Raw genomic sequence first — 18712 nt, forward strand, 5'->3', positions numbered from 1 at the left:
CCCTGGATGAAACGTTTCTTTTCCGGTCTGCTGACCTTGCTGTTGCTCGTCCTTGTCCTGGCGATCTGGATCGCCTTGCCCTGGTTCATGGTGCTGGGCCTGGTGGTTGCCATCGGCCTGTGGCTGGGGCTGACCCGCAGCGGCCAGTTGGCATGGGCGGCGGCCCGGATCGGTATTGCCAGCCTGCCGCAGCGCTGGGGGCATCCAGCGTGGTGGTGGTGGGCATTGCCGGTGTGGTGGGCGTGCTGGTGGCGATGCTGGCGATGGGCGAGGGCTTCAAGGCCACCCTGGACAGCACCGGCGATACCCGTACGGCGATCCTGCTGCGCGCCGGTTCGCAGGCAGAAACCAACTCGGTCATCACCCGCGACCAGGTGCCGCTGATCGCGACGCTGCCGGGGATCGCACGCGATGGCGAGGGCCGGCCACTGGTGTCGCCAGAGCTGTCGCAGGTGGTCAACCTGCCCAGTCGTGCCGATGGCACGGATGCCAATGTGCAGTTCCGCGGCATCGGTCCAGCCGGTTGGGTCATTCGTCCGCAGGTGAAGATCGTCGAGGGACGCAGGTTTCAGCCTGGCTTGCGCGAGATCGTGGTTGGCCGTGGCGCGCAGCAGCGGTTTCGGGGCCTGGCGGTTGGCCAGACGCTGAAACTGGCCAATCAAAGCTGGACTGTGGTGGGTGTGTTCAAGTCCGGGGATGCGCACGAATCCGAGCTGTGGACCGATGCCGATGTGCTGGGCCCGGCCTACCAGCGCAGCGCGTTTCAGTCGGTCACCGTGAAACTGACAGATGCATCGGCGTTGCGCCGGCTGAAAGCAGCGCTGGCGAGTGATCCGCGGTTGAAGCTGGATGCGCTGACGACGCGCGACTATTACGGCCGTCAGTCGGCGGGCCTGACCAAGCTGATCCGTATTCTTGGCAACGTGATCGGCACGATCATGGCCATTGGCGCGGTGTTTGGTGCGCTCAACAGCATGTATGCGGCGGTGGCCGGGCGGGCACGCGAAATCGCCACCCTGCGGGCGATCGGGTTCGGCGGGCTGTCGGTGGTGACCGGCGTCATGCTGGAAACCCTGCTGCTGGCGTTGCTTGGCGGGCTGCTGGGTGCGGCCATCGCCTGGCTGCTGTTCAACGGCTACACGGTCAGCACGCTGGGGCAGAACTTCAGCCAGGTGGTGTTCCAGTTCAAGGTCAGCCCGACATTGCTGTGGACCGGCCTGAAGTGGGCGCTGGGCATTGGGCTGATCGGCGGCCTGCTTCCGGCCTTGCGGGCGGCACGCCTGCCAGTCACCGAAGCCCTGCGCGCGAGCTGAACCAGCTCAGGCCAGGTCTGCGAGTGCGGCCTGGCGTTGGCGGCGGGTGTGGCGCAGGCCGTCGGCCATGAATACCGCCAGCGCCACCCAGATGCAGAGAAAGCCAAGCAGGCGGACACGGTCGAACGGTTCATCGAAGATCAGCACGCCGATCAGGAACTGCAGGGTCGGGGCGATGTATTGCATCACCCCGACCACGGTCAGCGAGACGCGCCGCACGGCGTAGGCAAACCCGATCAGCGGCAGCGCGGTGATCAGACCCGACAGCACCAGCAAGGCAAATGTCGCGGTGTCGCCCGGGCCGGTGCTGGTGTATCCGAGGCCGGCACCGTGCAACCACAGCAGTGCCGCCAGTGCTGGCAGAACCAGGTAGGCGTTTTCGATGCCCAGCCCGGTGACGGCATCGACGTGCGCCAGCTTGCGCAGCACGCCGTACAGCCCGAACGATGCCGCCAGCGCCAGTGCAATCCAGGGTGGGCGGCCGTACTGCCAGGTCAGCCACAGCACGCCGACCAGGGCAATCGCGACCGACAGCCATTGCAGCGGGCGCAGCCGTTCGCGCAGGAACAGCACACCGATCACCACATTGAGCAGCGGGTTGATGAAGTAGCCCAGGGCGGTTTCCACCACGTGGCCGGCGTTCACCGCCCAGATGTAGAGCCCCCAGTTGAACGCGATCAGCACGCTGCTGAGCAGCAGCATGGCGCGCAGGCGTGGTGCGCCGGTCAGGGCCAGCCGCAGCCAGTGGCGGCCATCGCGCCAGGTGAGGAAGGCGCCCACCAGCAGCGCACTCCAGACCACGCGGTGCAGCACGATCTGCAGCGAAGGCACGTGCTTGAGCAGATGCCAGTACAGCGGGGCCACCCCCCACAGGGTGAAGCTGGCCAGGGCGGCCCAGATGCCGCGGGTGACGTCCTGACGCGTGGACGCGCTCATGCCACGTCCTCCACCGGTGCAGCGGGCGTGGTGTTGGCGCTCCGGCGCAGGGTGATGACGGCCACGGCCAGCAGGATCACTGCAATGGCGACGGCCTCGTGCGCACCGATCCGTTCGTGTGCCAGCCAGGCGCCCAGCAGCACCGCGATCGCCGGGTTGACGTAGGCATAGCTGCCGGCCAGCGCCGGCCGCACGTGGTGCAGCAGCCAGACGTAGGCAGAGAAGCCTGCCAGCGAGCCCATCACCACCAGATACCAGAATGCCGCCAGCGCGCGTGCCGTGGGCAGGCCGGACAGGCGCTCGCCCAATGCCAGCCCGACGACCAGCATCAGCAGGCCGCCGCACAGCATTTGCGCGGCGGCGGACATCAGCGGCGCGGGCAGATCGCGGCCGCGGCTCCAGATCGAGCCGAATGACCAGGACACCGAGGCGATCAGCAATGCGAGCAGGCCCAGCGGGGCGCCGGTCAGGCTGTCACTGCTACTCAGCCAGACCACGCCGATGAAACCGATGCCCAGGCCGACCATCTCAAGCCGTGTCGGCCGATGGCCGCGCATGGCCGCAAACACCGCCATCCACAGCGGCGCGGAGGCCACGGTGACCGCGGCCAGCCCGGACGACACTTTGGTCTCGGCCAGGTTCACCATGCCGTTGCCCAACAGCAGTAACAACGCTCCCATCACTGCGGCGTTCCGCCACTGCCGCGGGGTCGGACCCGGCTCCCCGCGCAGGCGCAGGACGCCCAGCAGCAGCGCGCCGGCGATCACAAAGCGGATCCCGCCCAGCAGGAAGGGCGGAAACCCGCCTTCCAGCGCGATCCGGATCGCCAGATAGGTCGAGCCCCAGATCAGATAGACGGCACTCAGGGCCAGGGCGGTGCGGGCGAGCGAAGCGGTCGGGGGTGCTGAGGACATGGGGTCGCCTTGCAAACGGCGGCGGGCACCCGGATGGTGCCCGCCCGTCGATCAATGTGGGGATCGCCGGTCAGGGAGGATCGGCGCAATGCCATCCTGGCCGACGGAACTCTCCGCCGTGGTGGGAGCGTTCTTAGTCGGCCCAGTGACCGCCCGCGTTGCGAGTGGCGGGCAGCACCCGTGCCGCCAGTGCGCCGTCCTTGCCGAGCAAGCCGATGGCGTCGGCGAGGATGGCGGCGGATTCGCGCAGCAGCGGGTCGATCATTTTGCGGGCCGCTTCCTCGCGCGCCACCGATTCGGCGACGTTGCGTTCGTCAGCGGCCAGCCCATCATCCGGGCGCGCTTCCAGCAGCGGATCCTGGGCCAGCCCCAGGCGCTTGCGTTCCTCGGCGCGCTGCTTGCGCAGTGCCTCGAAGCGGTCGCGCTCGGCGCGGCGCTCGGCTTCGTTGAGCGAGATCGACTTCTTCGCCTGCTCCTCCCGGAACCGGCGCACATCCTCCAGCCACCACTGGTATTCCACATCCTTGGCCGTGCGCGCCTGGTGCAGGACGTCGAGCTGGGGCAGCAAGGGTGTGAAGTTGCCGTAGCGCACATGGGGGCGGCGGCGATGCGCGACCACGGCAGCGCATTGGGGTAGGTGCTTTCGCCGTATTCGCTGGCATCGACACTGGCGGGGAAGGCCACATCCGGCTGCACGCCCTTGTTTTGCGTGCTGCTGCCATCCGGGCGGAAGAATTGGGCGACGGTCAGTTTGACTTCGCCAAAGCGCGGGGTCTCATTGGCCGGCCAGCGATCCAGATCCACCAGTGTCTGCACGGTGCCCTTGCCGAAGGTGTCCTCGCCGATGATCAGGCCGCGCCCGTAGTCCTTGATCGCGCCGGCGACGATCTCCGAGGCCGAGGCGGAACCACGATTGACCAGCACGGCCAGCGGCCCGTCCCAGGCCACGCCGGCATCCTGGTCGTATTGCACGGTGACCCGGCCGCCGGTTTCGCGAACTTGCACCACCGGCCCCTTGTCGATGAACAGGCCGGTCAGCTCGACGGCCTCGCTGAGCGAGCCGCCGCCGTTGCCACGCAGATCCAGCACCACGCCATCGACGTTCTGGGCGCGGAAATCGGCCAGCATCCGCGCCACGTCGCGGGTGGCAGAGGCGTAGTTCTTGTCACCGCGGCGGCGGGCTTCGAAGTCCTGATAGAAGCCAGGCAGGCGGATCACCCCGATCCGTCGTGCCGGCAGGGTGCCATTGGCCGGCACGCTGATGATGTCGGCGCGTGCGCGCTGGTCTTCCAGCCGAACCTTGGCACGGGTCAGCACGATCTGCTGCGGCTTGCTGTCGAGCGGGGCTTCGGCCGGCACCACGTCCAGCCGCACCTGGGTGTTGGCGGGGCCGCGGATCAGTGCCACCACATCGTCGATGCGCCAGCCCACCACATCCTTCATCTCGCCGCTGGTGCCCTGGCCGACCGCGACGATGCGATCGCCCGGCTTGAGTTTGCCGCTGCGTGCGGCCGGCCCGCCCGGCACCATTTCGCGCACCACCACCACGTCATCCTGGCGGAACAGCACCGCGCCGATGCCTTCCAGCGAGTTGGACATCTGCACGTTGAAGTTTTCCGCGCTGCGCGGGGTCAGGTAATCGGTATGTGGGTCGATCCGGCTGGCGTAGGCATTCATGAAGCTCTGGAACACGTCCTCGCCTTTGATCTGCTGCACGCTGGTCAGCACGTTGGCATACCGCTTGTCCAGCAGCTTGCGGATCTCGTCCGGCTGCTTGCCGGCCAGCTTCAGGCGCAGCCAGTCGTTCTTGACCGACTGCCGCCACAGCTGGTCGAGCGCGGCACTGTCCGCCCATGGCGCATCTTTGCGGTCATAGGCGTAACGCTCGTCCTTGCTGAAATCGAAGCTGCCGGTGAGCAGGCGGCGGGCATAGGCCACCCGCTCCTCCACCCGTTGCCGGTACAGCGCGAAGATCGCCCAGGCCGGCTCGACCTTGCCGCTCTTGATGGCGTCGTCCAAGGTGGTGGCGTAGCGGGCTTTGAGCTCGGCAACGTCCTGGTCGGTGAAGAACAGCTTCGAGGGGTCCAGCGCCTTGAGATATTCGTCGAGGATTTCCTGCGACAGGGCATCGTCCAGCGCACGCGGCCGATAGGCGTAGCGGCTGTCGGACAACAGGCCGTACACCATGCGTGCGGCGATCGACTGGTTCTGGGTGGGGCCATCGGGCAGGGCGGCGGTATCGCCGGCGGCCGCCAGCAGCGCCAGCGGCGCGGCCAGCACCAGGCCAAACAGGAGAGCGAACGGGGACGCTGACGGGTCATGCGGGGATCCGCGGTGGGGGTGGTGGAACAACAGGGATGCTGGCAGGCAGGTGGACCGCCGGCCAGTGCCGGAAGTTCACGCGGCTGTGTGCTAGCTCCACTCTACCTGCATTGTCGATCAGTTTGTGAACGTTTGTGCAGTGCGGCGCATGAGCCGCGTCGGCGAATGACTGGCTGGGAGTGACTCCGGTTGTGATGTCGCTTGACGAAATAAAGGGGGGGGTGATATAGAGTGGTCACCAGTATCAAATCGGGGAATTAAGGTGTTACGGAGTGGTGGCTTGAAATGGTGTTCTGTAATGTTGGTCGCTGGGTTAGTTGTGGGTGCGAATGCAGCTGATCCCCCAGTTGACCTTCCCCCAGTTCGAGCTGTTCCTGCGACTGACGGTGGGAAAATTATCTGCTACGGATACAGGTGTGCGGGTCTGCTTAATTCGTTGCTTCCAGCGCCACCACCGATTGAAATGGATGTGATTTCAATCGATCAATCAGGAGTCGACAGAAGCCAGTTTTGTGGCATGCTAAAGAGTCAGAAGCCGTCCAGTTGCAGTGCGAGTAGTCCTCCAGCAACGCCTGATACGGATCCAAGCTGGCGACCAAATGGGTGTGGGAATAATTGGCGAGTACAGGCGGCAATGCAACTCGGTATCATGGCTATTGTTCCTGATGATTTTGCTGGAAATTACAATGCGCCGTACTCCGGGGTTTCTTTCGAGGCGGCGTGCAACAATCATGATCGTTGCTATGGTCTAGCCTTTGATAAGGCATTCTGTGATGAACGTTTTGGAGATGAAATGAGGAGTGCTTGCAGCTTGGTTTCAAGTAGCTCTGGCTATAATCAGTGCGCAGGTTTGGCCGATATATACCGTGGTGCCGTTGCGGTCTTTGGGGCTTCTGCATACCAATCGGCCGTGCGAGATCATGAATGCGCTGTATGGGTTAAAGACATGAAACAAAATGGATGCAGTCAGTGAGCAGAGTTTATAATTTTGGAATCTTATTAGCAGGTTCGCTTGCTTTAATGGGATGTGTGGAGCCGTCCCATGGACGTGCAGAGTCTGCGCGCAACAATGAAAAACCCTTGCACGAAAGTGCTGTGCCTGTGATGGGTGCTGTTTCGGCAAGTCATGCGTTACAAACGAGAGGTCGCGCGTCAGAGAATCCTGCATCTGTTCTTGGTTTTGATTATACCAGTGATGCACAAGGTGCACTGGCGTTGGGTATCCCCTCGGTTGGGATCGCCTCGTACTATCGCGCCTTGCCGGACTACCTTCTCGAAAACAGAGCAAAATCGGGTGAGAAATTTGCCATGGCATTCTTTGTTGAAAGAATCGCTATGGATATCTTGGAATTTCAAAGAGCCAGACGCTCAGTAGAGCACCTTTCCCCAGATGGTGGTACCGGGCCGCTCAGGAACTTCGGAAAAATGAGCGTTACCTTGAGCGCTTTGATGCAAGACCCTACAAACGCAATGGCAGGATATTTGTGGGGGCTGGCACATTCCGCTTCCATCTTCGGCGCGCCCGACGAACCCATTGTTGCCGGTATTCGGCTGGCGGGAGTCCGGGGCGATGTCAGGGCAGCCGAATTCGAGCGTCAATTCCGCAGCACCCACCCAAATTTAGATGAAGCGAAAATAAAAATGTATTTTGATTCTGGTCGCCGCGCTATGGAAATGGCTGCTCAGCCGCGCAATCCGTAACCGCAGCGCACGATTATGCGCCCATTATTCTGGAGTAGATTAAAGCAAGGGGCGCTGAGTGAATTTCGCTTACGGAAACGGCTAAGGAAATGCGAGCTTTGGTATAAAGCAAGCCGGCATCAGGAAATCGGCGATGGTGCAATCCCGTGTTGCCACGCCAGCCCGAACTGCCGGCCGAGCTGTTCCAGCAAGACCGGTTTGACCGCCTCCAGCGACGCCGGGCCACCGAGGTCGGACAGCGCCACCACCTGCAGGCCGGCATAGCCGCAGGGGTTGATGCGGGAAAACGGCGGCGTGCTTTCGCCGCTGATGTTGAACGCCAGCCCGTGGAAGGTGCAGCCGCGGCGCACGCGGATGCCCAGCGAGGCGATCTTGGCGCCATTGACGTACACGCCCGGTGCGCCGTCTTTGCGGGCGGCGCCGATGTTCCATTCGGCCAGCGTGTCGATGACGGCCTGTTCCAGCCGGCACACGTAGTCGCGCACGCCGATCTTCAGGCGTTTTAGATCCAACAGCGGATATGCCACGATCTGACCGGGGCCGTGGTAGGTCACCTGGCCGCCGCGATCGACGTGGATCACCGGAATGTCGCCGGGCATCAGCACGTGCTCGGGCTTGCCGGCCTGGCCGAGGGTGAATACCGGGTCGTGTTCGACCAGCCAGAGTTCGTCCGGGGTGTCGTCGTCGCGGGCATCGGTGAACGCCTGCATGGCGCGCCAGACCGGCACATAGGCTTGCTGGCCGAGGTCGCGCACGATCCCGGCCCGGATGGCGCTTGCCGGGGTGGTCGGTGTGGCGCAGGCCGGGCTTACAGCGTCCATTTCACATCTGGATGGTCACGCAAGGCCTGGTGGGCGCGTTCGTATTCCTCGCGCGAGTTGGCGCGAAAGCGGATCCGCACCGAGACGTAGCGGCCGTTGCTGGAATGCCGCCAGTTCACCTCTTCGTGCAGCACCTCGATGCCGGCCTCCATCAGGTGCCGGGGCAGCTCGCTTTCCAGCTGGCGGTCGGCGGGCCCCATGGCGGACAGCTCGAAGACGCCGGGGAACTGGAAGCCGTGGTCCGGGTTATCGGAATGGATGCCGGTCATGGTGTCATTGTAAGTCGGTGCCGAACCGGGCCGTTCAGCCCTGCCACCACATCAGCAGTTCGTGCCAGAGGCGCTTGAAGAACCCGGCTTGTTCGACCGGGGCCAGCGCCACCAGCGGCGCCTGTGCGATCACCTTGCCATCCAGGCGCACCTGCACCGTGCCGATCCGCTGGCCTTTGGCGATGGGGGCGGTCAGCGCCTTGGGCAGCGCCATGCTGGGCTTGAGGTCGTTGTAGCGGCCGCGCTGGGTGGTGATCAACAGCGGTTGGCTGACCCCGACCGGAACGGTGTTGGTCGCCCCCTTCCAGACCTTGGCGGTGGCAAGGGGTTTACCGGGTTCGTAAAGGCGGTGGGTTTCAAAGAAACGGAACCCCCAGTTGAGCAGGGCCTGGGAGTCCACCGCCCGCTGGTTTTCGCTGCTGTCGCCCATCACCACGGTGATCAGGCGCATGTCGCCGCGCTTGGCCGAGGCCATCAGGCAGTAGCCTGCGCTGGAGGTGTGACCGGTCTTGATGCCGTCCACCGAGGGGTCGCGCCACAGCAGCAGGTTACGGTTGGGCTGGGTGATCGGCCCGACTGTGAACTCCTTGATCTTGTTGTAGCTGTAGGCCACCGGGAAATCGCGGATCAGCGCCCGCCCGAGCAGGGCCAGGTCATACGCGGTGCTGTAGTGGCCCTCGGCGCTGAGCCCATGCGGGTTGACGAAGTGGGTGTTACGCATCCCGAGCTTCTTGGCATAGGCGTTCATCAGCTGGGCGAACGCTTGCTCGCTGCCGGCCACGTGTTCGGCCAGGGCGATGGCGGCGTCGTTGCCGGACTGCACCACCATGGCCTTTTCCATCTCCACCAGCGGCGCGGTTTTGTTGACCTCGAACCCGCTGTAGCTGCCATCGGTGCCGGCGCCGCCGGCGCGCCAGGCGTGCTCGCTCATTAGTACCGGATCGTTGGGTTTGATCCGGCCCGTGGCCATCTCGGCGGCGAGCACGTAGCTGGTCATCACCTTGGTGATACTGGCCGGCTCCACCCGCGTGTGGATGTTCTCACCGGCCAGGACTTGCCCCGTGGTGTAGTCCATCACCAGCCAAGCCTTGCTGACCGCGGGCGCAGGCGCGTCGGGGATCGGCAGGGCAGCAGCGGTCGGCGCGGTCGGTCGTGCCTGTGGCTGCGCCATGGCCAGCCCACTGCCGACCGACAGCACGGCGGCCGTCAAGGTGACTGCAAACAGGGAACGCATCATCAACAACACTCCTGGGCCGCCTGGCAGCGGCACGGCATGCAAACGACCATTCTAAGTCGTATGGGAAAGATCGGGTCAGTCATGCACGCGCGTGGGCGTGCCCAATCCCAGACCGGCAATCCGTGCCGCGAGTTCCGTTCCGTCGGCCTCGTTCAATGGGCCAACGCGCAGCCGCCAGAGCGTGCGGCCGTTGCGCTGGGTGGGTTCCAGCCAGGCCTGTTCGATCGCCGCGGCGCGCAGGCGCAGCAGCGCCTGCTCGGCATTGCGGCGGTCGCTGAAGCTGGCGATCTGCAGGATCAGGCCGCGGTTGCCGGCGGGGGCGGGCGTGACGTGCGCATTGGCAGAAGCCGTCGATGCGCTGGCGGGGGGCGGGGTGGGGCTGGTTGCGGTGGTGTCAGTTGAGGCGGATCGATCCGGCAGGCCGGCCAGCAGGCCATCCAGCGGGCTGGTTGGTGTTGCGGCGGTGTCTTGGTCCGGAGTCAGCGCCTCCACCCGAACCCGGGCACTGCCTTTGTCGCGAAAGCCCAGCTTGACCGCGGCGGCATAACTCAAGTCGATGATGCGGCCTGGATGGAACGGCCCGCGATCGTTGACGCGCACGACCACCGACTTGCCGTTTTCCAGATTGGTCACCCGGGCGAAGCTGGGCAGCGGCAGGGTCTTGTGCGCGGCGGTGAAGGCGTACATGTCGTACACCTCACCACTGGAGGTGCGGCGGCGATGGAACTTGGTGCCGTAATACGACGCCAGCCCCTCTTCGCTGTAGCCTGCGACATCGTCCAGAACCCGGTATTGCTTACCCAGCACCACGTAATCGCGGTTGCCGGTGGGCGCGCGCGGCTCGGCGCGCACATCCGGTTCCGGGATGGCATCCACGTCCGGGATGTCCTCCGGCACGCTGTCGGGCACACCAGGGCGGAACAGCCCCCGGCCACGTAATCGCCGCGCTTGTCGGGGTCTTCCTGCGCCGGGGGGTAGGGCGAGGATTTGGGGGGCGGCGTCGTGACGACCGGGGGCGGTGGCACATGGGCGCTCCCGCCCGTGCTGGGCGCGCCGCCGCCGGTGGTGGCGCAGGCGGCCAGGGCCAAGGGCAGCAGCAGGCCCGGCAGGCGCCAATGGCGGTTCATGCCTCGCCCTCCGGCTGGACGGCGATCGCCTGCGCAAGCTGGTACACCGCAGTCGCGTACAGGCGCGAGAGGTTGTAGGTGGTGATCGCGCGGAAGTTGTTGAAGACGATCCAGTATTCCGGCCCAGCCTCGCCGTCGAGGGTGATCAGGCCCGCCGGGGTCTGCGGTGGCGGCATCACGTCTGTTGCGGCCGGGCGATAGCCGAGCGAGGCCAGTGAGGCCAGGGTTTGATCCAGCACCACCGTATTGCCTGACTGGGTGAGGTCGGCCGCCGCCGCATCCCGCACCGCGCGCAGCATCACCGGGCCGCCGGGCTGCCAGCCGCCTTTTTGGGCGAAATAGTTGGCCACGGAGGCGATCACATCATCCAGGTCGTTGAACAGATCGCGCTTGCCATCGCCATCGCCGTCCACCGCGTACTGACGATAGCTGGACGGCATGAACTGGCCCCAGCCCATCGCGCCGGCGTAGCTGCCCTTGAGCGTGGTGATGTCCAGCCCCTCGTCCTTGGCCAGCGCAAACAGTTGCGCCAGCTCGTCGCGGAAAAACGCCGCGCGCCGGTCTTCGTAGGCGGCCTTGGCCGGGGTCGCCGCTGCGTGGGTAGGCAAAGGCCAGGGTGTAGAGGGCATCCAGCACCGGCCAGCGGCCCTGGTTGGCGCCATAGCCGGTTTCCACGCCGAGAATGGCGACGATCAGCTCTTTCGGGACACCGTAGGTGTCCTCGGCGCGCTGCAGGGCGGCGCGGTGCGCGGCGAGGAAGGCACGTCCGCGTTCGATCCGTGAAGGTTGCAGGAAGATCGGCCGGTATTCACGCCAGGGCTTGGCCTCCGCCGGGTTGGCCATGGCGGCGCGGATCGGCTCGCGGATCTGTGCCTGCGCCAGCACCGCCTCAATCTGTCGGGCGGGAATGCCAAAGCGCTGGGCGGTTTCGCGCACGAACGCCGCGCGCGCCGTGGCCAGGTCCACCTCGGCATTCGCGGCGGGCGTGACCGGTGCGGGCGCCGGCACGGCGGGCGGCGACGGCGACGACGGCGGCGCGACGGGATGCACCGGGGATGTCGTGCAGGCAGCCAGGAGTGCCGCGGGCAGACAGAGCAGGAGACGTCGGATCATCGGCGCCGAGGGTAGCACGCCGGACGTGAACGGGCCGAACCCGGCCCCGTTTTCAGCCGCGCAGCGGCCGGTGCGCGCGCAGCGCCATCACCAGCCCGAAGCCGAGCAGGATGGTGACGGCCGAAGTGCCGCCGTAGCTGAGCAGGGGCATCGGCACGCCGACCACCGGCAACAGGCCCGCCACCATGCCGCCATTGACGAATACGAACGCAAACAGCGACAGGCCAATCGTCCCGGCCAGCAGGCGGGCGTAGCCATCGCGAGCGTCGGCCGCGATCCACAGGCAGCGTGCGATTATCAGTAGATACAGCGTCAGCACCAGCACCACGCCCAGCCAGCCGAACTCCTCGGCCAATACCGAGAAGGCGAAATCGGTGGTGTGCTCGGGCAGGTAGTTCAGATGCGACTGCGTGCCCAGGCCCCAGCCTTTGCCGGTCAGCCCGCCGCCGCCGATGGCGATCTGCGATTGCAGGATGTTCCAGCCCGCGCCCAGCGGGTCGTTGTCGGGGCTGCGGAAGGTGAGAATGCGCTGCTGCTGATAGGGCCGCAGGAACCAGAACCATTCGATCGGCGCCCATTTGGCCAGCGCGAAGCCGCCGCCGCCGACCGTCGCGGCGATCCCCCACCACCACCAGGACGTGCCGGCTAAAAACAGCACGAACACGCCGGTGGCCAGGATCAGCACCGCAGTGCCGAGATCCCGTTGCAACAGGGTCAGCCCGACGGGCACTGCGATGATGGCCAGGGCCGTCAACAACACCGACGGTGACGGTGGCAGCCGGTGGCGGTCGAAATGCCAGGCCAGCAGCATCGGCAGAGTGAGTTTGCACAGCTCGGCCGGCTGCACATTGAAAAACCCCAGGTTGATCCAGTGGTTGCCGTATTTGCCTTGGCCGATGAACAGCACCGCCACCATTGGCAGCATCGACAGGGCAAAGATGGCAGGGGTGGCCTGTTTGATCAGGTGCGCCGGGAGACGGGAGATCACCCACAGGCCAGCCAGGCCGACGCCGTAAAACACGGCCTGGGCGATGACCCCGCGCAGCGAGGCATTGCTGGCGCTGTACTGGACGGCCAGCCCGATCGCCATGAGCACCAGCAATGCCGGCGTCAGGATCGGATCCAGGCTACGCACGAAGCGGCGCAGCAGGCTGAGTAGCAAGTGCAGCAGGGCGCTCATGGACGTGGCTCCGCAGCCGTCGCAGGCGGGGCCGACGGCGGCACCGGCTCGGCATCCGGGGGTGCCCCGCACGCCGGAGAAGTCCACCCGCGCCGGCTGTGCCGGAAGGGTGGCGCCGGTGCTGGCTGCGGGGGTCGGCATTTTGCCCAGCAGCCAGGCGTCGAACACCTTGCGGGCGATCGGCGCAGCGGTGTCGGCACCGTAACCACCGCCTTCCACCGCGACCGCAATGGCGATCTGCGGATCATTGGCCGGTGCGTAGGCGATGAACAGGGCGCGGTGACGCAGATGGAGCGGCAGGCTCTTGGGGTTGACCGCGGTATTGCCGCGCCGGCTGACCACCTGCGCGGTGCCGGTCTTGCCGGCGATCAGATAGGTCAACCCGGGGCGGATGTTGGTGGCGGTGCCGGGGCCGTGCACGGTGCCGATCATGCCTTCGCGCACCACCTGCAGATGCTGCGGATTGTCGCTGATGCGGCGTTTGGGCGTGACCTGCACCGGCTGCCAGGGGGCGCCGAAGCCGGTGCGAACCGCTTTGACCAGATGCGGCGGGCGCAGCCAGCCAGTGGCCAGCGCGCCGGTGCCCTGCACCAACTGCAGCGGGGTGACCTTCCAGAAGCCCTGGCCGATCGCGGTGATCACGGTGTCGCCGGGATACCACGGCCCTTGCCGACGGGCATGCTGGGCCTTCCAGGCGGGTGAGGGCAGGATGCCGGCGATTTCGCCGGGCAGATCAATGCCAGTCGGTGCACCGAAACCGTAGCGGGCCATGTACTGATCGACGCGGTCGATGCCCATGTCGAGCGCCAGCCGGTAGTAGTAGGTGTTGACCGATTCATAGATCGACTTGCGCAGATCGGTCCAGCCGTGACCGCCGCGGTGGGAATCGCCATAGCCGCGCTTGAAGCCGGGCAAATAAAACATGCCGGTGGACAACACCTTGTCTTCGGGCCGGCGCAGGCCGCTGTCCAGCCCGGCCAGGGCCAGAAACGGCTTGACCGTCGAGCCGGGCGCCACGCCTCCCTGTACCAGCCGATTGAACTGCGGGCGCGAAGGGTTGTCGTTGAGGGCCTGGAAGTCGGCATGGCGGATGCCGTTGACGAACAGGTTGGGGTCGAAGCTGGGCAGGCTGACCATCGCCAGGACCTCGCCGGTGCGCGGGTCGATGGCCACCGCCGAGCCTTCCAGGTCGCCGAAGGCATCCACCATCGCCTGTTGCAAGTCGGCGTCGATCGACAGCCGCAAGTCGTGCCCGGGCACTGCGGGCACGGTGTCGAGCGCGCGCACGGTGCGCCCGGCGACGTTGGTCTCCAGCCGGCGGTAGCCGGGGCGCCCGCGCAGTTCGTCCTCGTAATAGCGCTCCAGCCCGCTCTTGCCGACGTGGGTATAGGCCGCGGCGGCCTCGCCCAGCTTCTCCAGGTCGTGCTCGTCGGCGCGCCCGACGTAGCCGATCACGTGCGCGAACAGCGCGCCGTACGGATACACCCGCCCGAGGTAGGGCACCAGGTCCACCCCGGGGAAACGCCAGCGGTTGGCGGCGAAGCGCGCGGCCTCCTCGTCGCTGAGGCGCAGCTTGAGGGTGACCGGCTTGAACGGGCGCGCCGCGCGGTAGTCGCGCAGGAAGCGCTGCTGCTGCTCGGCATCCAGCGCCACCACGCCCTGCAGCGCGCGCAGCAGAGCCACGCCGTCGCCGGCGCGCTCGGGCACTGCGTCCAGTCGCCAGGCGGCCACGTTGTCGGCCAGGATGCGGCCCTTGCGGTCGTAGATCAGCCCGCGCGCCGGCGCCACCGGCACCAGCCGCAGGCGGTTGCGCTCGGAGCGGGTGGCGTACAGCGCATGCTGGGTCACCTGCAGGTTGAAATACCAGCCAGCCAGCACCGCCAGCCCGCCCAGCGCCGCCAGCAGGCCCACCAGCGCGCGCCGCCGGAACAGCGCCGCCTCGCCGGCATGGTCCTTGAGTGGCCGCATCCGCCGCAACATGGCTCAGCCCCGCCGGCGCAGGCGCGCCGCGTCCAGCAGCAGGTGCAGCGGCGGCCACAGCAGCATGCCCAGCAGCGGTGCCAGCCAGTAGGCCCAGGCCAGCTGCGGCGCGCCCATCAGCAGGTGGATCACCGCGGTGATGATGCGGTCGTTGAACAGCAGCACGCCCAGTGCCAGGGTCTGCTGCGACATCGGGAAAAAGCGCAGGCGCGCGCGGAAGCGCTCGATGATGAAGGCCAGCACCACCAGCCGCAGCGCCTGCTCGCCCAGCAGACTGCCGAACGCGAGGTCGGCCAGCAGGCCGAGCACGAACGCGCTGCCCAGCCCCACCCGCTGCGGCGCCTCCAGCAGCCAGTACGCCAGCACCAGCGCCAACCAGTACGGACGCAGCGGCTGCAGCGCCTCCGGCAGCGGCACCAGCCCCAGCAGCAGCGCCGCGGCGAGGCTGAGCGGCAGCACCCAGGTATTGCGCGGCCGGCTCATCGCGCACGCTCCGGCGGGCGACGGGCGGCGGGCGCGGTAGGCGCAACGGCCGCGGGCGCCGCCCCGGCTGATGTTGGTGTTGGTGCTGGCGCCGCCGCGGACGGTACGCAGGCGCCGGCGGCGGGCGCCACGGCGGCCGGCTTCTTGCCGGTCGGGGCCGGGGCCGGCGGGCAGGCCGGCAGCGGCGGTTGGTAGCCGCGCAGCAGTAGCACGTCGCGGCCACGGTCGAGCTGCGCGGCGGGGATCACGTCGGCCTCGAGGAAGGCGCGGCTGTCGTCGGCGCGCAGCGCGGCCACCCGGCCCACCGCGAATCCCGGCGGGAAGCGGCTGCCGAGCCCGGAGGTGAGCAGTTCATCGCCCTCGCGCACGTCCGCCGACAGCGGCACGTCGGCCAGCTGCAGGCGATCGCTGCGGCCGGTGCCGTACACCACCAGGCGTACCCGCTGCGCGCCACCATCACCGGCACCGCGTGGTCGGGATCGGTCACCAGCAGCACGGTCGCGGTGGCCGGGGTGGTGGCGATCACCTGCCCCAGCAGCCCGCCGGCATCGATCACCGCCTGCCCCACGCGTACGCCGCTGCGGCTGCCGGCGTCCAGCAGCAGGCGCTGGCGGCTGGGATCGAGATCGACGTCGAGCACGCCGGCCAGTTGCACGTCCAGGCGCGCGCGCGGCGCTGTCGAGCAGGCCACGCAGGCGCGCGTTTTCGGCCGCCACCATCTGCAGGCGCGCGTTGCGGGCGGTGGTCAGCAACAACTCCTGGCGCAGGCGGGCGTTGTCGGCGATCAGCTGGCTGCGCGAGACCGCGTTCTCGCGCACACCGATCGCCAGCCGCGCCGGTTGTGCCGCCAGCCACCACAGCGGCTGCACCAGTGCCTCAGCCTGCGCGCGCACGGCGTGCAGCCAGCCGCCGCGGAAATCCAGCACCATCAGCGCGCCGGCCGCCACCAGGTAGGCCAGCAACCGCAGCACGCCGGCGATATCGCCGGGACGGGATGCGGAAGGGCCGGCCTGGGGCATCGGGCAAGGACTATGCGAGAGATCGAAGAAGAGAAAACGGCCGTGACGAGGACGCCGGCAGACGGTGACCGCGCTGCCGCGTGGGCGCGCTCAGTCCGGCGCGAAGAACTCGTTGCCGTGCATGTCCACCAGCTCCAGCGCGCGACCGCCGCCGCGGGCGACGCAGGTCAGCGGGTCGTCGGCCACCTGCACGTGCAGGCCGGTCTCGCCGCTGATGAGCTTGTCGAGGTCGCGCAGCAGGGCGCCGCCGCCGGTCAGCACGATGCCGCGCTCGGCCACGTCCGCGCACAGCTCCGGCGGGGTCTGCTCCAGCGCCAGCTTGATCGCGGACACGATCCCGGCCAGCGGCTCGCGCAGCGCCTCCAGCACTTCGTTGGAATTGATGGTGATGATCTTGGGCACGCCCTCGGCCAGATGCCGGCCGGAGATCTCGATCTCGCGCACCTGCTGCTGCGGGAACGCGTTGCCCAGCTCCAGCTTGATCCGCTCGGCGGTGGCATCGCCGATCAGCATGCCGTGGTGGCGGCGCACGTAGTTGATGATCGACTCGTCGAAGCGGTCGCCGCCGATCCGCACCGACTGCGAGTACACGATGCCGTTCAGCGCGATCACCGCCACCTCGGTGGTGCCGCCGCCGATGTCCACCACCATCGAGCCGCGCGCCTCGGTCACCGGCATGCCGGCGCCGATCGCCGCGGCCATCGGCTCCTCGATCAGGTACACCTCGCGCGCGCCGGCCTCCTCGGCCGATTCCTTGATCGCACGGCGCTCCACCTGGGTGCTGCCGGCCGGCACGCACACCAGCACCCGCGGGCTGGGCCGCAGCACGCGCGATTTGTGCACCTTGCGGATGAAGTGCTTGAGCATCTCCTCGGTGTAGGTGAAGTCGGCGATCACGCCGTCCTTCATCGGCCGCACCGTGGTCATGTGGCCGGGCGTGCGGCCGAGCATCTGCTTGGCCTCGCTGCCGACCGCCGCCACCGCCTTGGCGCCGCCGCCGCGGTCCTGGCGCACCGCCACCACCGACGGCTCGTTGAGGACGATGCCCTGGCCGCGCACATAGATCAGCGTGTTGGCGGTACCGAGGTCGATGGACAGGTCGCTGGAGAAATAGCCCCTGAGAAACTTGAACATGCGGGTGTCGTGCCGGAATGGGGGTGGGCCGCGTACGCGACGCGGTACGGGAGAATGCTCGCCTGGGGCGGGGGAGCCGCGGCGGACGCCGGGGGGCGGACAAGCCTAGCAACGCCCCCCGCCGGCGGCAAGGAACCGCCCCGCCGGCATTCAGCGGCGATGCCGCCGGCCGGGCCGGGCGGGTATCATTCGCGGCCCTGCATTCCTAACGACCGAGGCGTCCATGGCAGCCCTGATCTGCGGCTCGCTGGCCTACGACACCATCATGGTGTTCCCCGACCAGTTCAAGAACCACATCCTGCCGGACAAGGTGCACATCCTGAACGTGTCGTTCCTGGTGCCGCGGATGCGCCGCGAGTTCGGCGGCTGCGCCGGCAACATCGCCTACAACCTCAAGCTGCTGGGCGGCGACCCGATCCCGATGGCCACCGTCGGTGCCGATTTCGGCCCCTACCGCGAGTGGTTCACCGAGCAGGGCATCACCCTGGCGCACGTGAAGGTGATCGACGAGCTGTTCACCCCGCAGGCGTTCATCACCACCGACCACGACAACAACCAGATCACCGCCTTCCATCCCGGCGCGATGATGCGCAGCTTTGAAAACCACGTGAAGGACGTGCCGGGCGTCACCATCGGCATCGTCAGCCCGGACGGCTATGAAGGCATGCTGCAGAACGCGCGCGAGTTCGCCGAGGCCGGCATCCCGTTCATCTTCGACCCCGGCCAGGCCATGCCGCTGTTCAACGGCGAGGAGCTGCGCCGCTTCATCGAGCAGGCCGACTACGTCTGCGTGAACGACTACGAATCCAACCTGCTGCAGGAACGCACCGGCTGGAGCGAGCGCGACATCGCCGGCAAGGTGAAGGCCTACATCACCACCCGCGGCCCCAAGGGCGCGGAGATCCACGCCGACGGCACCAGCTACCGCATCCCGCCGGCGCACGAGCGCCGCGTCACCGACCCCACCGGCTGCGGCGACGCCTTCCGCGCCGGCCTGATCTTCGGCATCGAGAAGGGCTACGACTGGGAGACCATCGGCCGCATGGGCAACCTGATGGGCGCGCTCAAGGTCGAGCACCCCGGCACCCAGAACCAGCGCTTCGACTACGCCGAATTCGCCGAGCAGTTCCGCCAGCAGTTCGGCTACGCGCTGGCCTGAGGCG

11 protein-coding genes and 6 pseudogenes are annotated in these 18712 nt (G+C 67.2%); 4 read left to right on the forward strand and 13 right to left on the reverse strand.

Annotated features, from left to right (window positions below):
• The first annotated feature begins 6 nt into the window (after positions 1-6).
• Positions 7-1313 (forward strand): annotated as a pseudogene (locus LJB71_RS01110) (ABC transporter permease).
• Between the two features lie 6 nt (positions 1314-1319).
• Here the strand turns inward: LJB71_RS01110 and rarD are convergent.
• From rarD to LJB71_RS01125, 3 genes and pseudogenes are all read right to left on the reverse strand, one after another.
• On the reverse strand, positions 1320-2249 hold the full coding sequence (gene rarD / locus LJB71_RS01115; RefSeq protein WP_072756630.1) for an EamA family transporter RarD: 930 nt from the start codon (positions 2247-2249) through the stop codon (positions 1320-1322).
• Positions 2246-3163, reverse strand: coding sequence for a drug/metabolite exporter YedA (yedA, locus tag LJB71_RS01120; RefSeq protein WP_072756629.1), 918 nt, complete (start codon positions 3161-3163; stop codon positions 2246-2248). The genes rarD and yedA overlap by 4 nt, the downstream gene beginning before the upstream one ends.
• 133 nt (positions 3164-3296) lie before the next feature.
• Positions 3297-5455 (reverse strand): annotated as a pseudogene (locus LJB71_RS01125) (carboxy terminal-processing peptidase).
• Between the two features lie 664 nt (positions 5456-6119).
• On the opposite strand from LJB71_RS01125, the gene LJB71_RS01130 reads away from it, so the two are divergent.
• Positions 6120-6458, forward strand: coding sequence for a hypothetical protein (locus LJB71_RS01130; RefSeq protein ID WP_143148892.1), 339 nt, complete (start codon positions 6120-6122; stop codon positions 6456-6458).
• The gene (locus LJB71_RS01135) at positions 6455-7186 is read left to right on the forward strand and encodes a hypothetical protein (RefSeq protein WP_178137917.1); all 732 of its coding nucleotides are present in this window, start codon (positions 6455-6457) and stop codon (positions 7184-7186) included. Before LJB71_RS01130 ends, LJB71_RS01135 begins: the two co-directional genes overlap by 4 nt.
• Before the next feature lie 119 nt (positions 7187-7305).
• Here LJB71_RS01135 and lipB read toward each other — a convergent pair whose 3' ends face one another.
• The 10 genes and pseudogenes from lipB to LJB71_RS01185 form a co-directional block, all read right to left on the reverse strand.
• Complete coding sequence (lipB, locus tag LJB71_RS01140) at positions 7306-8007, reverse strand: lipoyl(octanoyl) transferase LipB (RefSeq protein ID WP_072756360.1); 702 nt, start codon at positions 8005-8007, stop codon at positions 7306-7308.
• Entirely contained in the window at positions 7995-8276 is a 282-nt protein-coding gene (locus LJB71_RS01145; protein WP_072756361.1) for a DUF493 family protein, read from the reverse strand. Before LJB71_RS01145 ends, lipB begins: the two co-directional genes overlap by 13 nt.
• Positions 8277-8310: 34 nt before the next feature.
• Positions 8311-9510 carry a D-alanyl-D-alanine carboxypeptidase family protein gene (locus tag LJB71_RS01150; RefSeq protein ID WP_259304701.1) on the reverse strand — a complete coding sequence of 400 codons (1200 nt, stop codon included), beginning with the start codon at positions 9508-9510 and terminating at the stop codon, positions 8311-8313.
• Between the two features lie 78 nt (positions 9511-9588).
• Positions 9589-10640, reverse strand: a pseudogene (locus LJB71_RS01155) (septal ring lytic transglycosylase RlpA family protein).
• Positions 10637-11753, reverse strand: a pseudogene (mltB, locus tag LJB71_RS01160) (lytic murein transglycosylase B). Before mltB ends, LJB71_RS01155 begins: the two co-directional pseudogenes overlap by 4 nt.
• A 52-nt stretch (positions 11754-11805) precedes the next feature.
• Positions 11806-12933: a rod shape-determining protein RodA gene (gene rodA, locus LJB71_RS01165; RefSeq protein ID WP_072756364.1), complete on the reverse strand. Its 1128-nt coding sequence runs from the start codon at positions 12931-12933 to the stop codon at positions 11806-11808.
• 135 nt (positions 12934-13068) lie between these two features.
• Positions 13069-14913: pseudogene (mrdA, locus tag LJB71_RS01170) on the reverse strand (penicillin-binding protein 2); the annotation flags it as partial.
• Between the two features lie 3 nt (positions 14914-14916).
• The gene (gene mreD, locus LJB71_RS01175) at positions 14917-15396 is read right to left on the reverse strand and encodes a rod shape-determining protein MreD (RefSeq protein WP_259302773.1); all 480 of its coding nucleotides are present in this window, start codon (positions 15394-15396) and stop codon (positions 14917-14919) included.
• Positions 15397-15581: 185 nt separating this feature from the next.
• Positions 15582-16415: pseudogene (gene mreC / locus LJB71_RS01180) on the reverse strand (rod shape-determining protein MreC); the annotation flags it as partial.
• Positions 16416-16505: 90 nt separating this feature from the next.
• Complete coding sequence (locus LJB71_RS01185; protein WP_114959395.1) at positions 16506-17549, reverse strand: rod shape-determining protein; 1044 nt, start codon at positions 17547-17549, stop codon at positions 16506-16508.
• A gap of 223 nt (positions 17550-17772) precedes the next feature.
• Here LJB71_RS01185 and LJB71_RS01190 point away from each other — a divergent pair, with 223 nt between their 5' ends.
• Positions 17773-18708 (forward strand): carbohydrate kinase family protein, encoded by a 936-nt coding sequence (locus LJB71_RS01190; protein ID WP_259302774.1) that lies wholly within the window; start codon positions 17773-17775, stop codon positions 18706-18708.
• Positions 18709-18712 lie beyond the last annotated feature (4 nt).

This window comes from Thermomonas sp. S9, from assembly GCF_024704365.1.
In the GTDB taxonomy this organism is placed as follows: domain Bacteria; phylum Pseudomonadota; class Gammaproteobacteria; order Xanthomonadales; family Xanthomonadaceae; genus Thermomonas.

Excerpts from the sequence above, each read along its gene's own strand:
- rarD (WP_072756630.1), bottom strand. The coding sequence starts at position 2,249 with ATGAGCGCGTCCACGCGTCAGGACGTCACCCGCGGCATCTGGGCCGCC.
- yedA (WP_072756629.1), bottom strand. The coding sequence starts at position 3,163 with ATGTCCTCAGCACCCCCGACCGCTTCGCTCGCCCGCACCGCCCTGGCC.
- LJB71_RS01130 (WP_143148892.1), top strand. The coding sequence starts at position 6,120 with ATGCAACTCGGTATCATGGCTATTGTTCCTGATGATTTTGCTGGAAAT.
- lipB (WP_072756360.1), bottom strand. The coding sequence starts at position 8,007 with ATGGACGCTGTAAGCCCGGCCTGCGCCACACCGACCACCCCGGCAAGC.
- LJB71_RS01145 (WP_072756361.1), bottom strand. The coding sequence starts at position 8,276 with ATGACCGGCATCCATTCCGATAACCCGGACCACGGCTTCCAGTTCCCC.
- LJB71_RS01150 (WP_259304701.1), bottom strand. The coding sequence starts at position 9,510 with ATGCGTTCCCTGTTTGCAGTCACCTTGACGGCCGCCGTGCTGTCGGTC.
- rodA (WP_072756364.1), bottom strand. The coding sequence starts at position 12,933 with ATGAGCGCCCTGCTGCACTTGCTACTCAGCCTGCTGCGCCGCTTCGTG.
- mreD (WP_259302773.1), bottom strand. The coding sequence starts at position 15,396 with ATGAGCCGGCCGCGCAATACCTGGGTGCTGCCGCTCAGCCTCGCCGCG.
- LJB71_RS01185 (WP_114959395.1), bottom strand. The coding sequence starts at position 17,549 with ATGTTCAAGTTTCTCAGGGGCTATTTCTCCAGCGACCTGTCCATCGAC.
- LJB71_RS01190 (WP_259302774.1), top strand. The coding sequence starts at position 17,773 with ATGGCAGCCCTGATCTGCGGCTCGCTGGCCTACGACACCATCATGGTG.